This window comes from Fictibacillus sp. 7GRE50 (assembly GCF_015903875.1).
GTDB lineage: Bacteria > Bacillota > Bacilli > Bacillales > Fictibacillaceae > Fictibacillus > Fictibacillus phosphorivorans.
This window is the reverse complement of record NZ_JACZDW010000001.1, coordinates 808,307-825,590: the sequence shown is the minus strand read 5'-3', so window position 1 is coordinate 825,590 and position 17,284 is coordinate 808,307. Positions and strand designations below refer to the sequence as shown.

The 17,284-nt window shown below is 36.1% G+C and carries 11 protein-coding genes; 7 read left to right on the top strand and 4 right to left on the bottom strand.

What is annotated here, in order from left to right; translation table 11 throughout:
- Nucleotides 1–48 precede the first annotated feature (48 nt).
- Nucleotides 49–2,394, bottom strand: a complete 2,346-nt coding sequence (locus tag IHV12_RS04115; protein ID WP_197189920.1) for a hypothetical protein — start codon at nucleotides 2,392–2,394, stop codon at nucleotides 49–51.
- Between the two features lie 182 nt (nucleotides 2,395–2,576).
- On the opposite strand from IHV12_RS04115, the gene IHV12_RS04110 reads away from it, so the two are divergent.
- Both IHV12_RS04110 and IHV12_RS04105 read left to right on the top strand, forming a co-directional pair.
- Nucleotides 2,577–4,436: a S8 family serine peptidase gene (locus IHV12_RS04110; protein WP_197189919.1), complete on the top strand. Its 1,860-nt coding sequence runs from the start codon at nucleotides 2,577–2,579 to the stop codon at nucleotides 4,434–4,436.
- A 192-nt stretch (nucleotides 4,437–4,628) separates the two neighbouring features.
- On the top strand, nucleotides 4,629–5,393 hold the full coding sequence (locus IHV12_RS04105; RefSeq protein ID WP_197189918.1) for a hypothetical protein: 765 nt from the start codon (nucleotides 4,629–4,631) through the stop codon (nucleotides 5,391–5,393).
- A gap of 216 nt (nucleotides 5,394–5,609) precedes the next feature.
- On the opposite strand, the gene IHV12_RS04100 is transcribed toward IHV12_RS04105, so the two are convergent.
- Both IHV12_RS04100 and secA2 read right to left on the bottom strand, forming a co-directional pair.
- Entirely contained in the window at nucleotides 5,610–6,485 is an 876-nt protein-coding gene (locus IHV12_RS04100; RefSeq protein ID WP_231620631.1) for an accessory Sec system S-layer assembly protein, read from the bottom strand.
- Between the two features lie 24 nt (nucleotides 6,486–6,509).
- Nucleotides 6,510–8,873 (bottom strand): accessory Sec system translocase SecA2, encoded by a 2,364-nt coding sequence (secA2, locus tag IHV12_RS04095; RefSeq protein WP_231620630.1) that lies wholly within the window; start codon nucleotides 8,871–8,873, stop codon nucleotides 6,510–6,512.
- 231 nt (nucleotides 8,874–9,104) lie between these two features.
- Here secA2 and IHV12_RS04090 point away from each other — a divergent pair, with 231 nt between their 5' ends.
- Genes IHV12_RS04090 through IHV12_RS04075 form a run of 4 tightly spaced genes read left to right on the top strand, consistent with a single transcriptional unit; the run spans nucleotide 9,105 to nucleotide 13,321 of the window.
- A complete protein-coding gene (locus IHV12_RS04090; protein ID WP_197189916.1) occupies nucleotides 9,105–10,211 on the top strand; it encodes a glycosyltransferase in 1,107 nt (368 codons plus the stop codon).
- Between the two features lie 13 nt (nucleotides 10,212–10,224).
- A complete protein-coding gene (locus tag IHV12_RS04085; protein ID WP_197189915.1) occupies nucleotides 10,225–11,325 on the top strand; it encodes a glycosyltransferase in 1,101 nt (366 codons plus the stop codon).
- An 18-nt stretch (nucleotides 11,326–11,343) separates the two neighbouring features.
- Entirely contained in the window at nucleotides 11,344–12,606 is a 1,263-nt protein-coding gene (locus IHV12_RS04080; RefSeq protein WP_197189914.1) for a glycosyltransferase family 4 protein, read from the top strand.
- A gap of 1 nt (nucleotide 12,607) precedes the next feature.
- Nucleotides 12,608–13,321: an acyltransferase gene (locus tag IHV12_RS04075; protein ID WP_197189913.1), complete on the top strand. Its 714-nt coding sequence runs from the start codon at nucleotides 12,608–12,610 to the stop codon at nucleotides 13,319–13,321.
- 184 nt (nucleotides 13,322–13,505) lie between these two features.
- On the opposite strand, the gene IHV12_RS04070 is transcribed toward IHV12_RS04075, so the two are convergent.
- Entirely contained in the window at nucleotides 13,506–15,626 is a 2,121-nt protein-coding gene (locus tag IHV12_RS04070) for an SH3 domain-containing protein (RefSeq protein WP_197189912.1), read from the bottom strand.
- Nucleotides 15,627–16,069: 443 nt separating this feature from the next.
- Here IHV12_RS04070 and IHV12_RS04065 point away from each other — a divergent pair, with 443 nt between their 5' ends.
- Entirely contained in the window at nucleotides 16,070–17,155 is a 1,086-nt protein-coding gene (locus IHV12_RS04065) for a glycosyltransferase family 4 protein (protein WP_197189911.1), read from the top strand.
- The last annotated feature ends 129 nt before the right edge of the window (nucleotides 17,156–17,284 follow it).

Here is a 17,284-nt window from a genome sequence, read left to right as displayed (position 1 = left end):
GGTAAAGCAAGCAGCATGAGGCATTCCCTCACGCTGCTTTTTTTAACATTATGGATTAGTGATGGAATATCTCCATAGATCTGTTCCGTTCTTAAAGTACAGGTTTCCATCTTTCCCCTCTACTAAATCATCAATATCATTATTACTTCTTAAAATATCTAATTTATAGGTTTCGGGGTTTACCTTAAAGAATGTTTTTTCGACTGTCCCATATAGATAACCATCATTAGCAAATAGAAGAGTGGCATTTTTAAAATAACCGGATGTGCTTTTAACAATGGGAATCACTTTTGTTTTTTCTCGTCCAAAGGAATAGATAAACAAGTATCCATCCGCCATTCCCCATAACTTTTGATTATTGTCTATGACCACGGATGAAATCATCTTAATATTTGAAAGTGGAAGTGGAATATAAGCGGGTTGGGAGTAATTCTTGCTTACATCCACTGCAAATAGTTTGGCAGAAGTTTCATAGGTTCTAGAGTTCTTTCCACCATATATGGAAGTACCTCCATACACGTATCCATTTTGATAAGCCATTGAGATAATGGTTTGATTGGGAACGAGATTTTCTCTAACTTGTCTTATTCCCGTTTTAGGATCGAAAATGGTAAATGCGCCGCCAATTTTCCCATTATCAGGGGCGGTCCCTATGTATAACTTTTGAACTTCTTCCACTCCCAGCATGGAAACGGGCCGATTTTGACCAAAATCAAACAACTCCCACAAGCGAGTAGGGTTGGATCCGGCATTCCAAGTTCTACTCGGATCGTATTTAAATATTCGAGCTTTTGGATATCCACCGAAGTACATGAAATTTCCCAATGCTTCCATGGACTCAGCCTGACTCAGACCAGAGTAGACCTTTGTTGAATTAGAAAGGGTATCGTATACTCCTAGACTACCAGATACAAAACCAGAGCTGTAAATTTCACCATTTGGCCCTTTGCTAATATTGAAGAGCGGAACGCTTTGTTTAGGTAAATTCAACTTCAATAGTTCAAAACGTTGCGTTTGAAGGTTGTATTTGAAAAAACGCCCATCATTTCCTGTTGTGCCCACGAGTGTAAACCCGGGATATTTTGGATGGTTCAATTGAACATAATTTAGAGATACGACATGTGTCCCTTGTAAGTCAGAATGAAGCTTTTGACTTTGTCTCGTATTCAAATCAAATCTATATAGCGAACCGTCGTAGCCATAATAAACAGCATCTTCATAGGGAGACTTTGGCGATACACCTCGGGAATCGGCTGGGATCTCACCTAAAAATTCTTTCGTTATGGCATTAAAAAGAAGCATTTTCTCACTAGGTTCTAAACGGGCAAAAACGATTTCTTCAAACACATCAATATCATAGATTGTCGTTTGGGAGTGATACTCTGCAGGTAGAATGTTTTGTTTTTTATTTGTTTGTAAGTCCCAAGCGATTAATGCTGCATTCGATCCTGTACCTACAAACAAAGTTTCAGTTGCTGGCGAGTATCCAAGACTTTTTGCCAGCTCTTTTCGTTTTGCAGCCTGTCCTAAATTGGTAAAGCCTTTTCCATGAATATAACGAAACACATTGCCTCCGTATGATGTACTGCCAAACACAGCATTTTGTGAAGGTGCAAATTCCAGGTCCCATATCACTGTATTAGTAGGGGTTGTAGCCTTTCCTAGCTTTAACAAGCTCTTTCGACTAGGGTTATACTGATAAAGCGATTCGTCAGGTAATCCGCCCATCCAGACGTACCCATAGGGATCAACTTTTATCGACCAAGCAGCAGTTGAACCGGTTAATGACTGTTCATCATAAATACGATTCGTATTGAGATCTAATACTACTAACTTTGCAGGTTCTCCTTGTAACAAGGTGTACAATAGCGGTGTTCCATCGCTATTGGTTCCAGTCGCGCTTTTCATCACGTTTAAATTTGTAATTTGAGGTCCTACATTTTCAAAGGGTTCACTCAATTGTATATTTTTAAACGTTGCTGAGCTGACCTTTGCTTTACCTGACTGAAAGGCAATTTTTATTTGTGATGCATTTTTTGGGGCATGTAATAATACATCTATCGTTTCCCATTGTTTTGACGATGCTTTCGGCTTAGTTATGCTTTTATCTAATACAGGAATTCCGTTATTATCATAATATGTAACCTTCATTTGAGCTTGTACGTAAGAGATCAAGGTTTCTGCTGATACACGGTAAGTTGTATTGGGCTGAACCGGTACAAAAGCTGACTCTTTAATCATGTTTTTTTTACTTGAAGTATCATCAATCACAATCGTATCATTCTTATAAAAGAATTCTGCTGTGTTTTGTTCTCGGGTCTTTGCTAGAGCTGCCTCTGAGAATAAACTTGTGGTGATAGATATTCCGAGTAAAAATGAAATTGTTTTTTTCATTTTTTCCTCCTCTAGTTGAGTATATTAGGTATAATCTGGAAATAACACTAATTAATATCGGAATAAAATATTGTAATGTTAATAGTTTAAGGCAAAAAAAATCATTTCATATTAAAAAGGTATCCTTAACTAGCCGATAGAATATGTACATATAGTAAAATAATAGGAGATGGGGAAAAAGTTTGAAAGCTAAGGGGATCAAAGGGGCAATTGCAGGTGTAATTATTATTTGCAGCTTCTGTATACCATCTTTTCATGCAAGTGGAGAAGGATTAACTAGATTTGATACGTTGAATAAAAAGGGTGTTTTTTCTGCAGAAAAAAACGATGTTACGAGACTAGAAGACATAAAAAACCGTCAAATGGTAGTGAAAATGAAAGAAGGCTCTAAATTTCATGCGAAAAAGTTAGGATTAACGAGTATGCCGCGCACGAAATCGCTGCAAGAACGTAATTTATATATTGTTCAGGTTCCACATTCTATTTCTTATGAGAAAACGTTGAACGAAATAGCAAGTCATGCTGATGTTATGGAAGTGCAACCGGATATACTAGTTGAACCACAAAACACCTTGATGTCTTATAATCCTTTAGAAAAACGGCAGTGGTATCTTCAAACGATAAAGGCAGCAGAGGCGAGAGGATTTAAAACGCCTTTGACAGAAACAGTAGTGGCAGTTATTGATTCAGGAGTTGATTACAAACACCCAGATCTCGCTGGACAAGTCACAAATGGCTACAATGTTTATAATGACAACACCAACCCTATGGACAGACTCGGTCATGGAACAAGAGTTGCAGGAATTATAGGTGCAGGAATAACTAACGGAATTGGAATTTCTGGAATCAATTCAAAAGTGAAGATCATGCCATTAAAAGCTGGAGATGGAGAGGGGCTTTCGCTAAGTGATACAGTTGAAGCCATCTATTTTGCAATTGATCATGGTGCCAATGTTATTAATATGAGCTATGGTTCAGACCAAGCCGACATCTTGGAGTATGAAGCGATTGAAGAAGCTTATAATCAGGGAATCGTTGTAGTTGCTGCTACAGGAAATGAAAATTCTGAAGTGAATTATCCCGGAGCTTATCCACAAGTTATAGCAGTTGGAGCAGTAGATCAGCAACTAAGGGTTACGGATTTTTCAAATAAGGGGAATCTAGTAGATCTTGTTGCTCCTGGTACTTCTATTCTTTCTACTAATATAAAAGGTACTTACGATTGGGGAGATGGAACATCTTTTGCTACTCCAATGGTATCTGGTGCCGCATCTTATATAAAAGGGATCTATCCAGATTTTAGTCCAGCTCAGATTGAGTATCTTTTAGAGAAATCAGCTTCAAAAGTTCGAGTAAGAGGATATAACACATTTTTAAATCCTTATGGCGGTTACGGAATTCTAAACTTGTATAGCGGGCTTCAAGTATCATTACCAAGTTTAGCTGCAGATACCGGGAATAGCAGGGAAGAAGCGAGGGGTATTAAAGTCGGACAAGCCTATTCTGATCGTTATGATATGCCGATGGACGAGGATTGGTATAAGCTAACCGTTGACAATAGAATGAGACTTCAGGTTGATATAAGTGGAGTTAGAAGTATGGATGCTATAAGTTGGTTTGGACGCATGGAGGACGGGGAAATCGTTCAAGAAAATGTAGTGGATAATACAGGTGTTGATGAAAAAGAACAGTTCCGTTTTAACGTAAAGCCTGGCACGTATTATTTTCAAATACTAGAATTGAATAATCACTGGAGCCCTGAGCCTTATAAAATTTCATTTTCAGAAGCGGATGTAACTCCACCTTCTAAACCAGTCGTGAAAACTATTACCTCTTCTGATACGGTAGTGAGGGGTTCCGCTGAGCGTGGCGCGAAGATTATTGTAAAAAAAGGAAACACAACAATTGGAAGTACTATAGCAACAGCGCGAGCTACCTTCCAAGCTGCAATACCTAAACAGCCTCAGAATACTAGGTTAACGGTTTATGCGATAGACCCGGCAGGTAATAGTAGTATAGGATCTCAAGTGAAAGTTAAATAGTGTCTGAAAAACCAAGTAATCATGGATTATTTGGTTTTTTTATTGATATAAAACTATCAATAATTTACACAAAGATGCCGATATATATAGCGAGAACAAAGAGAACCCACTAGTATTTTTTATACATTTTTGGTATATTTTTATTATTAGTGGTATCGTACCGGTTAATAGGTGAAAGAAAGGAAACACTCCATGAAAATGGGAACAATTACGATTCATCATTGGAAAATGAATTATGTTCCTAATAATGACTTTACTTATGGTCAAGAAATGCTAAAAAAACTGGTCAATCTACGTTTGAAAGGCTACTCGCAACGTCATCGATATTACCATTCATTTTGCAAGAAGAAAGTGGGAGGGATTTATTTAACCCACCATGCTTTCTACAGATGGAATGAGCGGATAGGCCCAATTATGACCCTGCAAGCTTTAAATCTAATGTTTGCTTCACTATGGGAAGAGCCGGATAGACTTATCCTAGTGGATCAAGAAATTGGAACCTTGGATCAGGATATTGTATTTACATATGAATTGGATCGAGGACAATTGGTCATTACTACATTTTACGGAAGAATGTCGTTATATCCAGCTCTTCAAGGTATGACAAATGGGCAGCGTCTCAAACTTCCACAGAATGATATGTTGGACTTAAAGATATCTAAGCAATTACTTCAAAATCAATTGCCGCCTCAATTACCCTATGTAACTCTTATATTTTCTGGTAAAAGGTTTATGTATAAGATTGAACAATATTTATATGATCCATTAAAACAAGTCTTTTATTATGGATATGTACCCGAGAGCAATCTTGAATTAAAAACTTGGATATATACCTATTATGCATCAGCAATGCCGATCATTAGAGAATGGGAACCAGAGCGAAAGAATGGAAAGAGTATTGCGCAAGCAATGAAATGGCTGCAAACGGAAGTGAAATGGCCATATGAAATGAGTTAAAATGAAACGAATTAAAAGGAACTGACTTGTATGTTAATCGTACACGTCAGTTCCTTTTTTATTCCAATTTTAAGGACATGATATAAATCAGCAGCTATGTGTTATTTGTTTGCACAAGAGTCCTTGTTAATTGCAAAAACAGAACAGAAAATAACAAAAAGACCAGACAATCTTATCTGGTCATTTTCTTATGTTCATTTTACGCGTTTGGTTCATTTATTTAGAAGGAGAGTATACTTTCCATCGAGTTAAATCATAAGAAGTTGAAGTAATAAGGTTTTCTGGGAAGATGAAGGACCATGGTTTAGAGGTGTTTGCACTTACTTCAAAATCCTCTAATTTAAAAACGCCCTCTGCAACAATCGTTCCATTTGCATCCTCCACACATAATGGGAGCTGAGAAATACTGATATTTTCTTTGCTGCCATTACGAATTAATATCGTAACAATTAGTTGTGATTCTTTCATTGTTACTTCAATGCCCATCAGATTTATTTCATTCGGATTTAGGGCAGGGAGGTTTTGTATCATCTTTACAAGGTTTGATTTTTGTACTTCAGAAAGCATTTGCTCCCAACTTTCATGAAGTTGTAATTGGTGTACAGATGTGGATGGATTCGATATTTCAAAGGCTAATGACCACCCTTGTTCAGGAAGCTCTTCCACTTGCCAATCTTCTTTAGTAAATACAAAACGGTAAGGGATCGAAGACAAGCTAGGGATTTCTTCTTCTAAATGAAACTCAAAGGATTTTCTAGCCAAGATGGATCCATTTTCATCAAGTAATAGAACAACGAAGTGCTCTAAACGTATCCCTTTTGGCAACGTATTACGAATAAAGCCAATTACGACTGCAACCTCATCATCCTTAAATAATTCAACTCCACTAATAGACAATTGATTTTCTTTTAATGAGAATAGCTGCTGGTGATGATATTGGTAAACGTATTGTTCTTGAATAGGAATTTGCCAGCTGGAAGGAAAAATAAGTTTTGTTTTCACATCTGAGCTGTTACTCGTTTTTTCGTTTGTTTGTTCTGTATGTGTTTCTTGCTGTACCTCTTTATTCGTAGTAGGTTTCTTTTTAAACATGGAAAGCATTACAATTTCTCCAATCTACTGTTTGATCATTTCCATTTTTTCTTTAAGCATAAAGGCTAAAGCACTAGAAATATCTTCTCTGACCGTTTCTAGAAACCTAAGGAATAAATCATAGGCTTCCTTTTCAAAAATACGATATGGGTCTTCTTGAGCAACACTTCTAAGATGGATACCCTCTTTAAGAAAGCCCATTTCGTCAAGTAGTTTAAGCCAGTTTGTATCCAATGTTTGTAGCATCAAGCTACGTATTTTTGATTCGAATGAAGAATCGCCTATAAACGGGGTTACTAGTTCTTTTCTTTCTTTTAATAAAATAGAGATCTTCTCCATTATTTCTTCCTTTTCAAGACCTTTAAACGCTTCCTCAACTATTTCCCTTTCTGGGAAGAGAACGGAGAGTTGGTGTATTAAACCTTTTACATCCCATTCTTCTGCTATCATTTCTTCATTAATATAGGAATCAACTAGTTTGTTTATATGAAGTGATAACATGTCATCGATCGTACTCTCTAGGTCTGTTGATTCAAGAATAGCGTTACGTTGTGCATAAACAACTTTTCTTTGCTGATCTCCAACATTATCGAGCTTGAGCATATGACCACGGCTTGATAAAAGAATTCCTTCGATACTCTCCTGAATGCGGTCTACCAATTTAATAGGGTCAGGTTGAACGACGAGACCTTCGTTGTTGGTTTTTATTTTCTTTGTCCATCTCGCAACTTCTTCCGAATCAAAGCTTCTAAACAATTCATCTTCTAACGATAAAATAAATTGGGAAGAACCAGGATCACCTTGACGTCCAGCCCGTCCTCGAAGCTGATTATCAATTCTTCGGCTTTCATTTTTCTCGGTACCAATAATATGCATACCACCTAATTCTGCCACACCTTCACCAAGCAGTATATCCGTACCTCTACCGGCCATATTTGTAGCAATCATAACAGAATTTCTTTGGCCTGCCATTGATATCATTCTAGCTTCTTGTTCTACACTCTTTGCATTTAATAGTAGGTGCTGAATGTTTTCCTTCTTCAGGGCAAGAGAAAGGGCTTCAGACTGTTCAATGGATGTTGTCCCGATTAGTACGGGTCTGCCTACTTCATTTAAGTGCTTTACTTCATTTATGATTCTGCTGTATTTTTCATGGGTAGTTTTGTAAATAATGGTTTCGTGATCTATTCTGAGCTTAGGTTTGTTTGTCGGAATTTCAATAACGTTTAATCCGTAAGTTTGCCAAAACTCATCTTTTTCTGTTGAAGCCGTTCCAGTCATTCCTGAGATCGTTGTATATAATTTAAAGTAGTTTTGAATCGTAATGGTTGCTTGAGTTACGTTTTCTTCTTTAACTTCTAAGCCTTCTTTTGCTTCAATAGCTTGTTGTAAACCTTCACTGTAGCTTCTGCCTTCCATTACTCTCCCAGTAAATAAGTCAACAAGTTTTACTTCATCATTATGAATGATATAATCAACATCTTTTTTCATGATCGCGTGTGCCCGGAGAGACTGCATGATGAAATGAAATAAAAGCTGATGTTCTAAATGGAATAAATTCTCGATTCCGAATGCTTTTTCAACCTCTTCAGCACCTTTATCTGTTAAGAATAATTGTTTCGTATCCATGATGGCTTCATAATGAACGCCTTTGACGAAAGACTTAACAATCTTTGAAGTAATATAGAAAAGTTCAGATGAAAGATTGGATTTATTTGCAATGATTAGAGGAGTTCTTGCTTCATCGATTAAAATGCTATCTACTTCGTCAATAATAGCGTAATGAAGAGGTCTTTGTACTTTTTCACTAGACTTCAACACCATGTGGTCTCTTAAGTAATCAAAACCGAATTCGTTGCCCGTGCCATATGTAATATCTGCTGAATAGGCTTTTTGTTTTTCAGAGATCGACATTTTTGACAGGTTAATACCTACTGATAGTCCAAGAAATTGATGAATACTGCCTATTTTTTCGTAGTCACGTTGCGCTAAATATTCGTTTACTGTAATAACATGAACCCCTTTTTCTTCTAGCGCTCGAATGTAACTTGGAAGAGATGCAACGAGTGTTTTTCCTTCACCTGTCTGCATTTCAGCAATAGATCCTTCGCATAAACATAAGCCACCCATCAGCTGTACATCGTAATGGCGAAGACCGAGCACTCGCTTAGAAGCTTCTCTGACAACGGCAAACGCTTCTACTTTTATATCATCAATGGATTGTCCAACTGCAAGGCGAGCTTTGAATTCATCTGTTTTCTGTTGAAGTTCTTCGTCAGAGAGAATCTCTAATGAACTTTCTAATTTATTTATTTGATCTACAAGTTTACTAAGACGTTTAATATCTCTTGAAGAATTTTTCTTTAAAAGCTTTTTCACCGAAACCATTATTTGTAACTCCTTAAAATTAGATGATTAATAAGAGAATTATATCATATTTGGGATTTTTGGTCGTTAGTTCCATATAATAAATTTATTAACAATACGGCAATTTTATTATTTCCGTACTACCTACGAAAGGTTGACGATTATTGTCAATAAAGGTAGCATTATATCGACATGAAGCTTGCTTTTTATTCGAATCTACATATATAAACTAAAAACAAAGGAAATAAAAAAATGAAAAAAGTAATTGTATATTATCCTTTTAAAACAAGAGAGCAAACAAGTGGTTCTGCGGTACGTCCAGCTAAACTTTTAGAAGCTTTTTACGAGGCTGGACGAAAGCATTTGTTTGAAGTTGTACCTATAATAGGGGAAACTCATGAAAGAAAAGAAAAACTAGAGAGTTTCTATAAAAATACGAAGCCAGAAGATGTGCTTTTTTGTTATATGGAAAATGCGACGATTCCATACTGGCTAACAGATTCCAATCACATTCCTAAACATCCTCTCATGGATATTAAATTCTTTTCCTTTTTAAAGAAGAACAATATTCCACTTGGCATATTTTATCGGGATATTTATTGGAAGTTCGATGAGTTCTATCCATTAACAGGGCCGAAGAGGGCCATAATGAGAACTATATTTAAAATGGAACTATCTGTATATAAAAAGTATGCAGATGTGATCTTTTTACCAAGTCCTTATATGAATAAGTATGTAGGGATTGATTCCCAGCCAGTCATCTCACTCCCTCCTGGTGGAGTTGACAAAGTATTACCTACAGTTCCAAACAATGAGCCGATTCAAGCAGTCTATGTGGGTGGGATAAATCAGAGGTATGGGATTTATGATGTCCTTGAAGCCTTTGATACGATGAACAAAGACGAATTAAAAATAAAACTGATTCTTGTTTGTCGTGAAGCAGAGTTCAAAGTGATGAAGGAGCATTTTACTCCATATGTGAATCAGCCTTGGCTTAAGCTTATGCATGCACATGGTGAGCAGCTAGCACAAATCTATAAAGAAGCTGATTTTGGAATTGTTCCGATCAAAAAAGACACGTACAATAATTTTGCCGTAGCCGTTAAACAATTTGAATACATTTCGTATGGCTTACCGATTATTGCAACAAACTGTGATGCACAAAGAGATTTAGTGGAAAGTGGCAATTACGGTATTATTGTAGATGATAATCCAGCTTCCATTAAAGAAGGATTAGAAAAGATGTTAGATCAAGACACAAGACAACAGCTTCGAAACAATGCTGTACATGCTCTGCGTACAGAAAATTTGTGGCTGCATCGAGCGGAAACAATTATTGAAGAACTTTCAAGAGATTAAGGAGGAGAAGTACATGAAAATTCTAGTGCTTGTCCAAGATTATCCAAGTACAACAAATAAATATGCGATGAGTTATGTTCATACACGTAATCTAGAATATTTAAGAAAAGGATTAGAGGTAACGGTTCTTTCCTTTTCAGCAAAAGCCTCATATACCTATGAAAATATAAATGTTATCACTCATGAAGCTTTCCAGCCGTCACAAAAATACGATTTATTTATTAGCCATGCTCCTAATTTAAGAAATCATATTCGTTTCTTAATGAAGCACAAAACATCTTTTGCTAAATTATTAATGTTCCTTCATGGTCATGAAGTATTGATAAAGAAAGACTTTTATCCACCTGCCTATGATTATATGCAAAAAGGGAAAAAGCAGATTTCATTTGCGGATCAAATGTACGATCAAATTAAAGTAAGAGTTATGAAAAACTTTATGACGAAGTTAATGAAAGAAAACAAGCTGAAGATTATTTTTGTTAGTGAGTGGATGAAAGAAGCATTCTTCCAGTGTGTAAAAGCAGATCGAAAGCTAACGGAAGAAAACTCATATGTTATCTCAAATTCAATGAATTCTGTATTCTTAACAGAGAGTTACCAACCTAAGCAAGAGTTGAAAGCTGACTTTATTACTATTCGGCCATTAGATCAATCCAAGTATGGTGTAGATCTTGTAGCAAAAGTAGCTAAAGCTCATCCACAGTATACTTTCCATATATATGGAAAAGGAAAGTACTTTGACTATCATGAGAAACCAGAAAATATTACCTTGATTAATGAGTTCTTAACTCCAGCAGACTTTCCAGATACATTAAACAGCTATCGCTGTGCGATCATGCCTACGCGACTAGATGCTCAGGGGGTTATGATGTGCGAGATCGCGACTTACGGAATGCCAATTGTTACATCTGATATTTCAATTTGTAAAGAAATGCTTGGAGACTTTGATAATGCATTCTTCATGAACAATGAACGAGCGGATATCAACCTCGATGAAGTTTTTGAAAAAATTGATTTAAACAAGCTAACTGTAGATCCAAAGGCTAAGTTTTCTTATGAAGAAACAATTGAAAAAGAAGTGGAAGTCATTCAATCATTAAAAAGTTCTAATTAAAAAGGCAGTGTTCATACTATGAAATTATGGATTTTTAACCACTATGCTATTTCACCTGGATCAGGCGGGATAACGCGTGACTATGATTTGAGTTCGAAGTTAATTAAAAAAGGGCATGAGGTTACGATTTTTGCCTCGTCTTTTGATCATCGAACTCGAACGGTTAAGCATAGCATTCCAAAGGGTAAAACATATAAAGAAGAATATTACGATGGCATCAGATATGTTTGGATTAAAACAACTCCTTACTATAAAAATGATCATCGAAGAGTACTGAATATCTTAAGTTACACTTTTAGAGGCTATTTTGCTGCGAAAAAAATTAAAGGTCAGCCGGATTTTGTAATGGGTACGATTGTACACCCTTTTGCAGCATTTCTTGGCTATGCGATTTCAAGGTACAAGAAAAGTATGTTTTATTTTGAAGAGCGCGATCTATGGCCAGAGACATTGATTCATCTTGGAAAGTTTTCGCGTTCAAATCCGTTTGTGAAATTTTTGTACAAGCTCGAAAAGTTTCTGTATAAAAAAGCAGATAGAATCGTTGTCTTATTTGATAAAGCTGTCAATTATGTGGAGAGTCGCGGAATTGATACGAAAAAGGTTGTTTATTTACCAAATGGTGCTGATCTTGAGAGATATGAAAAGAAAGAGCCATTAGAAAACGATATTGAACAGGTTATGCAAAGTCTAAAAGATAAGAATATAGCCATCTATACCGGTGCACATGGTTTGGCTAACAACTTAGACCCTTTATTAGATACAGCAAAAATTCTACAGAACCGTAACGAAAACGTCCATTTTGTTTTTGTGGGTGATGGAGTAGAAAAGGCACGGTTGATTAAACGTACAGAAGAAGAAGGAATTCATAATATTACATTCCTACCTCCAATTCCTAAAGAACAAATTCCTTCCATATTAATGAAGGCTGATATTGGTTTAATCTCGATGTGGGATGCTGACCTTTATAAATGGGGTATGAGTTTAAACAAAGCGTATGATTATATGGCTGCTTCTCTTCCTACGGCAATTCTATGCAATATTCCTCAGACGATTGTTGAAACGTCCGGTGGGGGTGTGAAAGTAGGAACCGTAGATGAACTGGCTGACAGCCTAAGCCAGCTAGCTGGAAATCAGGAAGCGAAAGAAAGAATGGGAGCATTAGCCAGAACATTTGTAGAAGAAAATTATTCTTGGCAAAACCTAGCGAATCGATTGATACATGTCATGGAAGAAGATTATGCTAAAAAAGAAAATTTGATGGAAAGAGGGAATAATTAATATGCAACCCTTTAAAGCAGGAAAGAATGTAGTAATTGGTGAAAATGTAACATTTGGTGAAAATGTAACCCTTGGACATAATGTCATCATTTATCCAGGAGTAACAATTGGGGATCACTGTATTATTCAAGATAATGCTGTGATTGGAAAACAGCCAACACGGGCTAAGAACTCTATTTTACCTGATGTTAAACATTTACCTCCTACGAAAATTGGTTCAGGTGTTACCATTGGTACTTCTGCTATTATTTATGCAAATGCTGAATTAGCGGACGATGTTTTTGTAGCTGACCTCGCTACCGTTAGAGAGAGAGTAACAATCGGTGAAAAAACGATTGTCGGTCGTGGTGTTTCAGTCGAAAACGATTGTACAGTAGGATTGAAATGCAAGCTAGAAACTAATTGCTACATTACCGCTTATTCTACAATTGAAGATTATGTTTTCATCGCACCTTATGTAGTAACGACGAATGACAATTATATGGCTCGTTCAAAGGAACGTTATGATAAATTCAAAGGTGTTACAATTAAGAAAGGTGGAAGAGTAGGAGCGAATTCTACGATATTGCCTGGTAAAGTGATTGAAGAAGATGGAACTGTAGCAGCTGCAAGTGTCGTTACTAAAGATGTTAAATCAGAAGATCTTGTTGTAGGATCTCCTGCGCGTGTAATAAGAAAAGTTCCAGAAAATCAGCTTTTAAGAAATCAAGAATAGTCCTTTTGAAAATAGTCCGCTCATTCTCACACGAATGAGCGGACTATTTACTTATTTATTTTGTGTAAGGTACATGTTTGTATTACTTATTTTCTAATCTCTTAGCTTTACACATAATAAGATTAAAAGAAGAACCTGCCTAATGCAGGTTCCGGAAGAAATATTACTATTAATATAGTAGAAATTATTTAAAATAATTTCTTAACCCTTGAACAATGGCATTAGATACCGTTTCTTGATAGCTATCTTTGAGCACAAGTCGTTCATCTAACGGATCAGAAAGAAAACCTAATTCGAGCAGCGCAGCCGGTCGATAATTGTTTCGCAATACGGATAGATTACCGTATTTCACACCACGATTTTTCATTAAACCGATAGTGTTACCAGTCATACTATCATGAATGGACTTTGCTAGGAAATAATCTTTATTGTAGTTGTAATAATATGATTCTAGTCCATTTGGTGAACTCGTGCTAACTGGAAAAGAATTATAATGGATACTAATAAACGCGTCAGCATAATTCTTATTACTCACTTGTGCGCGATTTCCCAACTCAATAAATACATCGGTTGAACGTGTCATGATTACTTTCGCACCTGCTTTTGTGAGTTTGGTGGAAATTAATTTAGAAGTACTTAATGCAAGATTTTTTTCATACGTTTTATAGGTTCTTCCTATCGCACCAGAATCACTGCCACCGTGCCCAGGATCAATGACAATTACTTTACCACTTAAAGGATCAGGAAGTGGACTTCCAGTTTTCAAGTGAGCTCCAAAAAGCCAACCAGATCCTTTAGCTGATGTAAAGAAGTACCAGCCATTAATCTCTTTTTCAACTTGAATCGTATCACCAGAGGTAAGATTCGTTATTACTGCCGAACGTGTACTCGGCTTTTCATATACAGCGACATATGTAGAACTTACAGGTGTTTCTTTTTTTAAAACACCACCATACACCCAACCGTTTATGGTTTCAGAGGTAAAACGATTCCAACCATTAATTTGATAATTGACAATAACATTTTGATCCTTGCCTAAGGAACCTATTACAGTTGTGCGTGTGCTGGCACCGCTATAAACTTTAAGTCCATTTAATGTAACAATAGAAGGTATAGTCGTTGTGTTCTCAAGAGGCTTAGGACTTCCAAGATTGATGTGGTTAGAATATACCCAACCGTTAATGGTTGGAGAGGTTACGTAGTACCAACCGTTAATTTCTTTATTTACAGATATCTTATTGCCAGATTTAAAGGACGCGATGATCTTGGATCTAGTACTAGCATTTTCATAAACATTTACTTGAGATGCTTTTACTGTTAAATCAGAAGTTAAAAGCCCTCCGAACACCCATCCGCTTATTGAAGGTGATGTGATTTGGTTCCAACCGTTGATTTGCCGGGTAATTGTAACCCTTTGATCCTTTTTTAATGAAGAAATTGTTGAAGTACGTGTACTTGCACCGCTATGTACTTTTAATCCACTGGTTAATGAAATAGCAGATAGAGTTGGAGTTGTTTGCAAGGGTACACTCTCTTTTAATAGATGCGTATTATATACCCAACCATTAAGTTTAGAAGATGTAACAAAGTACCATCCATTAATTTCACTATCGATTAAAAGCTTGTCACCTTGTGTAAAGCTACCTATTGATGAAGACCTAGTACTTGGCTTTTCATATACGTTTGTTTTTATAGCTTTAACAGACACGTTAGCCGCTAGCAAGCCTTCATATACCCAACCATTTGTTGTAGATGATGTAATTTGATTCCAACCATTAATTTGATTGGTAATTTGTACTTTTTCATTCTTCTTAAGTGATGAGACAACTTTTGTGCGTGTACTAGCGCCGCTGTATACTTTAATTCCATCAGTTAGTGCTATTGCAGATAATGTTAAGGAGTTTATAGGTTTACTTTCCTTAACTAGATGAGTGCTATACACCCAACCATTCAAATTGCCGAAAGAAATTTGATACCATCCATTAATCTCTGAAATGATAGATATTTCTGTTCCTGATGGTAGTGTGTTAATGATTTGCTTCCTTGTGCTAGGTTTTTCATATACATTGACGCTGTCTGATTTAACTGTCGTTTGCGATTTTAGCACATCTCCGTAAATCCATCCGCTAAGATGATCTGTATTTACTTTACTCCATCCGTTGATTTGAAATGTAACTGTAACTATAGTATTTTTCTTTAAAGATGTAATAATTGGTTGTCTCGTACTCGCTCCACTGTGTAGATTAACATCATTTAGTGTCAGCGCTTTAAATGTGACGTCTGCTGCTTCAACTTTATTTGGCATACTATAAGCAAGAGATAAAACTAAAGAAATACATAATAAAAAACTCTTAATTTTGTGGTGCAATTCATTATACCTTCCCCTCTAATTAGTAGACTTTAAAACACCTGCCCATCCAACTTTATTAAAATTAGTAAATTATGACTAAATATAACAAAATATTACAATATAACTCTATCAAACCATATAGTATTTTGTTACTATTTGTCATTTTTCGGCTAATCACATCTTATATCGGCATACCTTTCCTATTGTTAAGGATTGATTATGTTTAAATAAAAGGATTGAAATGTACGACAGATATCTTTATAATTTGTCAATAGAGGTCAAAATAGTGTTCCAGTTTGAAAGTTTAAAAGGATTTCCTTGAGGGAAATTTCTCAGAAGAGGTTCTAGGGCTTTCAATGAGATGAATATAATACTTTTTGGAAAGTAAAGGGGATACCATGGATAAAACATTGATTATCGCGTTTGGTGTTTCATTGTTAACAGTATTAGCCATAACTCCACTAGTGATTAAATTCGCAATATTAATTGGAGCAACAGATAAACCAAACCAAAGAAAAGTTCATCAGAAAGTTATGCCAAGATTGGGAGGACTTGCAATCCTTATTGGAGTTGCAGCGGGTTATTTTACTGCTGGTCTTCACAAACAAGAAGTTACGGGTATAACAGTTGGTGCACTAATTATTGTTATATTAGGAATTTTAGATGACATATATGAGCTATCAGCAAAAGCAAAATTAGCAGGTCAAATCTTAGCTGCTTTTGTAATTATAGAAACAGGATTAACGATTGATCTACTTAATATCCCTTTTATCGGAAAGTTTGAATTAGGCTTATGGGCGTACCCTATAACGTTGTTTTGGATATTAGCGATTACGAATGCAATCAATTTAATAGATGGACTTGATGGACTAGCTGCAGGAATTTCATCGATTGTAATCTTGACTGTAGCAGTAATGGCGGGGATTAACGGGAATATCTTAATATTAACGCTCTCAGTTATTATTTTAGGATCAACTTTTGGTTTTTTATTCTACAATTTCAATCCAGCGAAAATATTTATGGGGGATACAGGCGCACTCTTTTTAGGGTATTCGATATCTGTATTATCTCTATTAGGACTATATAAAAGTGTAACTTTGTTTAGTTTTATTGTTCCTATTATTATCCTTGGTGTACCAGTGTTTGATACAACCTTTGCAATCATTCGCAGAATAGCTAACAAGAAGCCGATATCAGCACCAGACAAAGGTCATTTGCATCACCGATTGCTTAGTCTTGGCTTATCACATAAGTCGACGGTATTAATCATCTACCTTTTGAGCATCATTTTCAGCATTTCGGCTGCATTGTTTTCAACTACAACGGTATGGGGAGCAATTGCAATCACTTTTGGTTTGCTATTAATGCTGGAATTAATCGCAGAAATCATTGGCTTAGTTCACCACAAGTACAGACCCATTTTAAACGTGATAAAGTTTATCGTTGGAGAAAGTTTAGTGAAATTTTCTAATAAGCACCGATAAATATTATATTAGTTTAACCACTCACAACAGGGAGCATACGGATGCTTCCTGTTGTTTTTTTTCTTCAAAAAACAAGTTGGAAAATAATTCACGGCGAGTCGACCCCTTTAGCTGAATAACAGATACGAA

Bases quoted from the DNA above. Each gene is read 5' to 3' on its own strand.
- IHV12_RS04100 (WP_231620631.1), bottom strand. From the start codon at position 6,485: ATGTTTAAAAAGAAACCTACTACGAATAAAGAGGTACAGCAAGAAACA.
- secA2 (WP_231620630.1), bottom strand. From the start codon at position 8,873: ATGGTTTCGGTGAAAAAGCTTTTAAAGAAAAATTCTTCAAGAGATATT.
- IHV12_RS04070 (WP_197189912.1), bottom strand. From the start codon at position 15,626: ATGCCAAATAAAGTTGAAGCAGCAGACGTCACATTTAAAGCGCTGACA.
- IHV12_RS04090 (WP_197189916.1), top strand. From the start codon at position 9,105: ATGAAAAAAGTAATTGTATATTATCCTTTTAAAACAAGAGAGCAAACA.
- IHV12_RS04080 (WP_197189914.1), top strand. From the start codon at position 11,344: ATGAAATTATGGATTTTTAACCACTATGCTATTTCACCTGGATCAGGC.
- IHV12_RS04085 (WP_197189915.1), top strand. From the start codon at position 10,225: ATGAAAATTCTAGTGCTTGTCCAAGATTATCCAAGTACAACAAATAAA.
- IHV12_RS04075 (WP_197189913.1), top strand. From the start codon at position 12,608: ATGCAACCCTTTAAAGCAGGAAAGAATGTAGTAATTGGTGAAAATGTA.
- IHV12_RS04065 (WP_197189911.1), top strand. From the start codon at position 16,070: ATGGATAAAACATTGATTATCGCGTTTGGTGTTTCATTGTTAACAGTA.
- IHV12_RS04105 (WP_197189918.1), top strand. From the start codon at position 4,629: ATGAAAATGGGAACAATTACGATTCATCATTGGAAAATGAATTATGTT.
- IHV12_RS04115 (WP_197189920.1), bottom strand. From the start codon at position 2,394: ATGAAAAAAACAATTTCATTTTTACTCGGAATATCTATCACCACAAGT.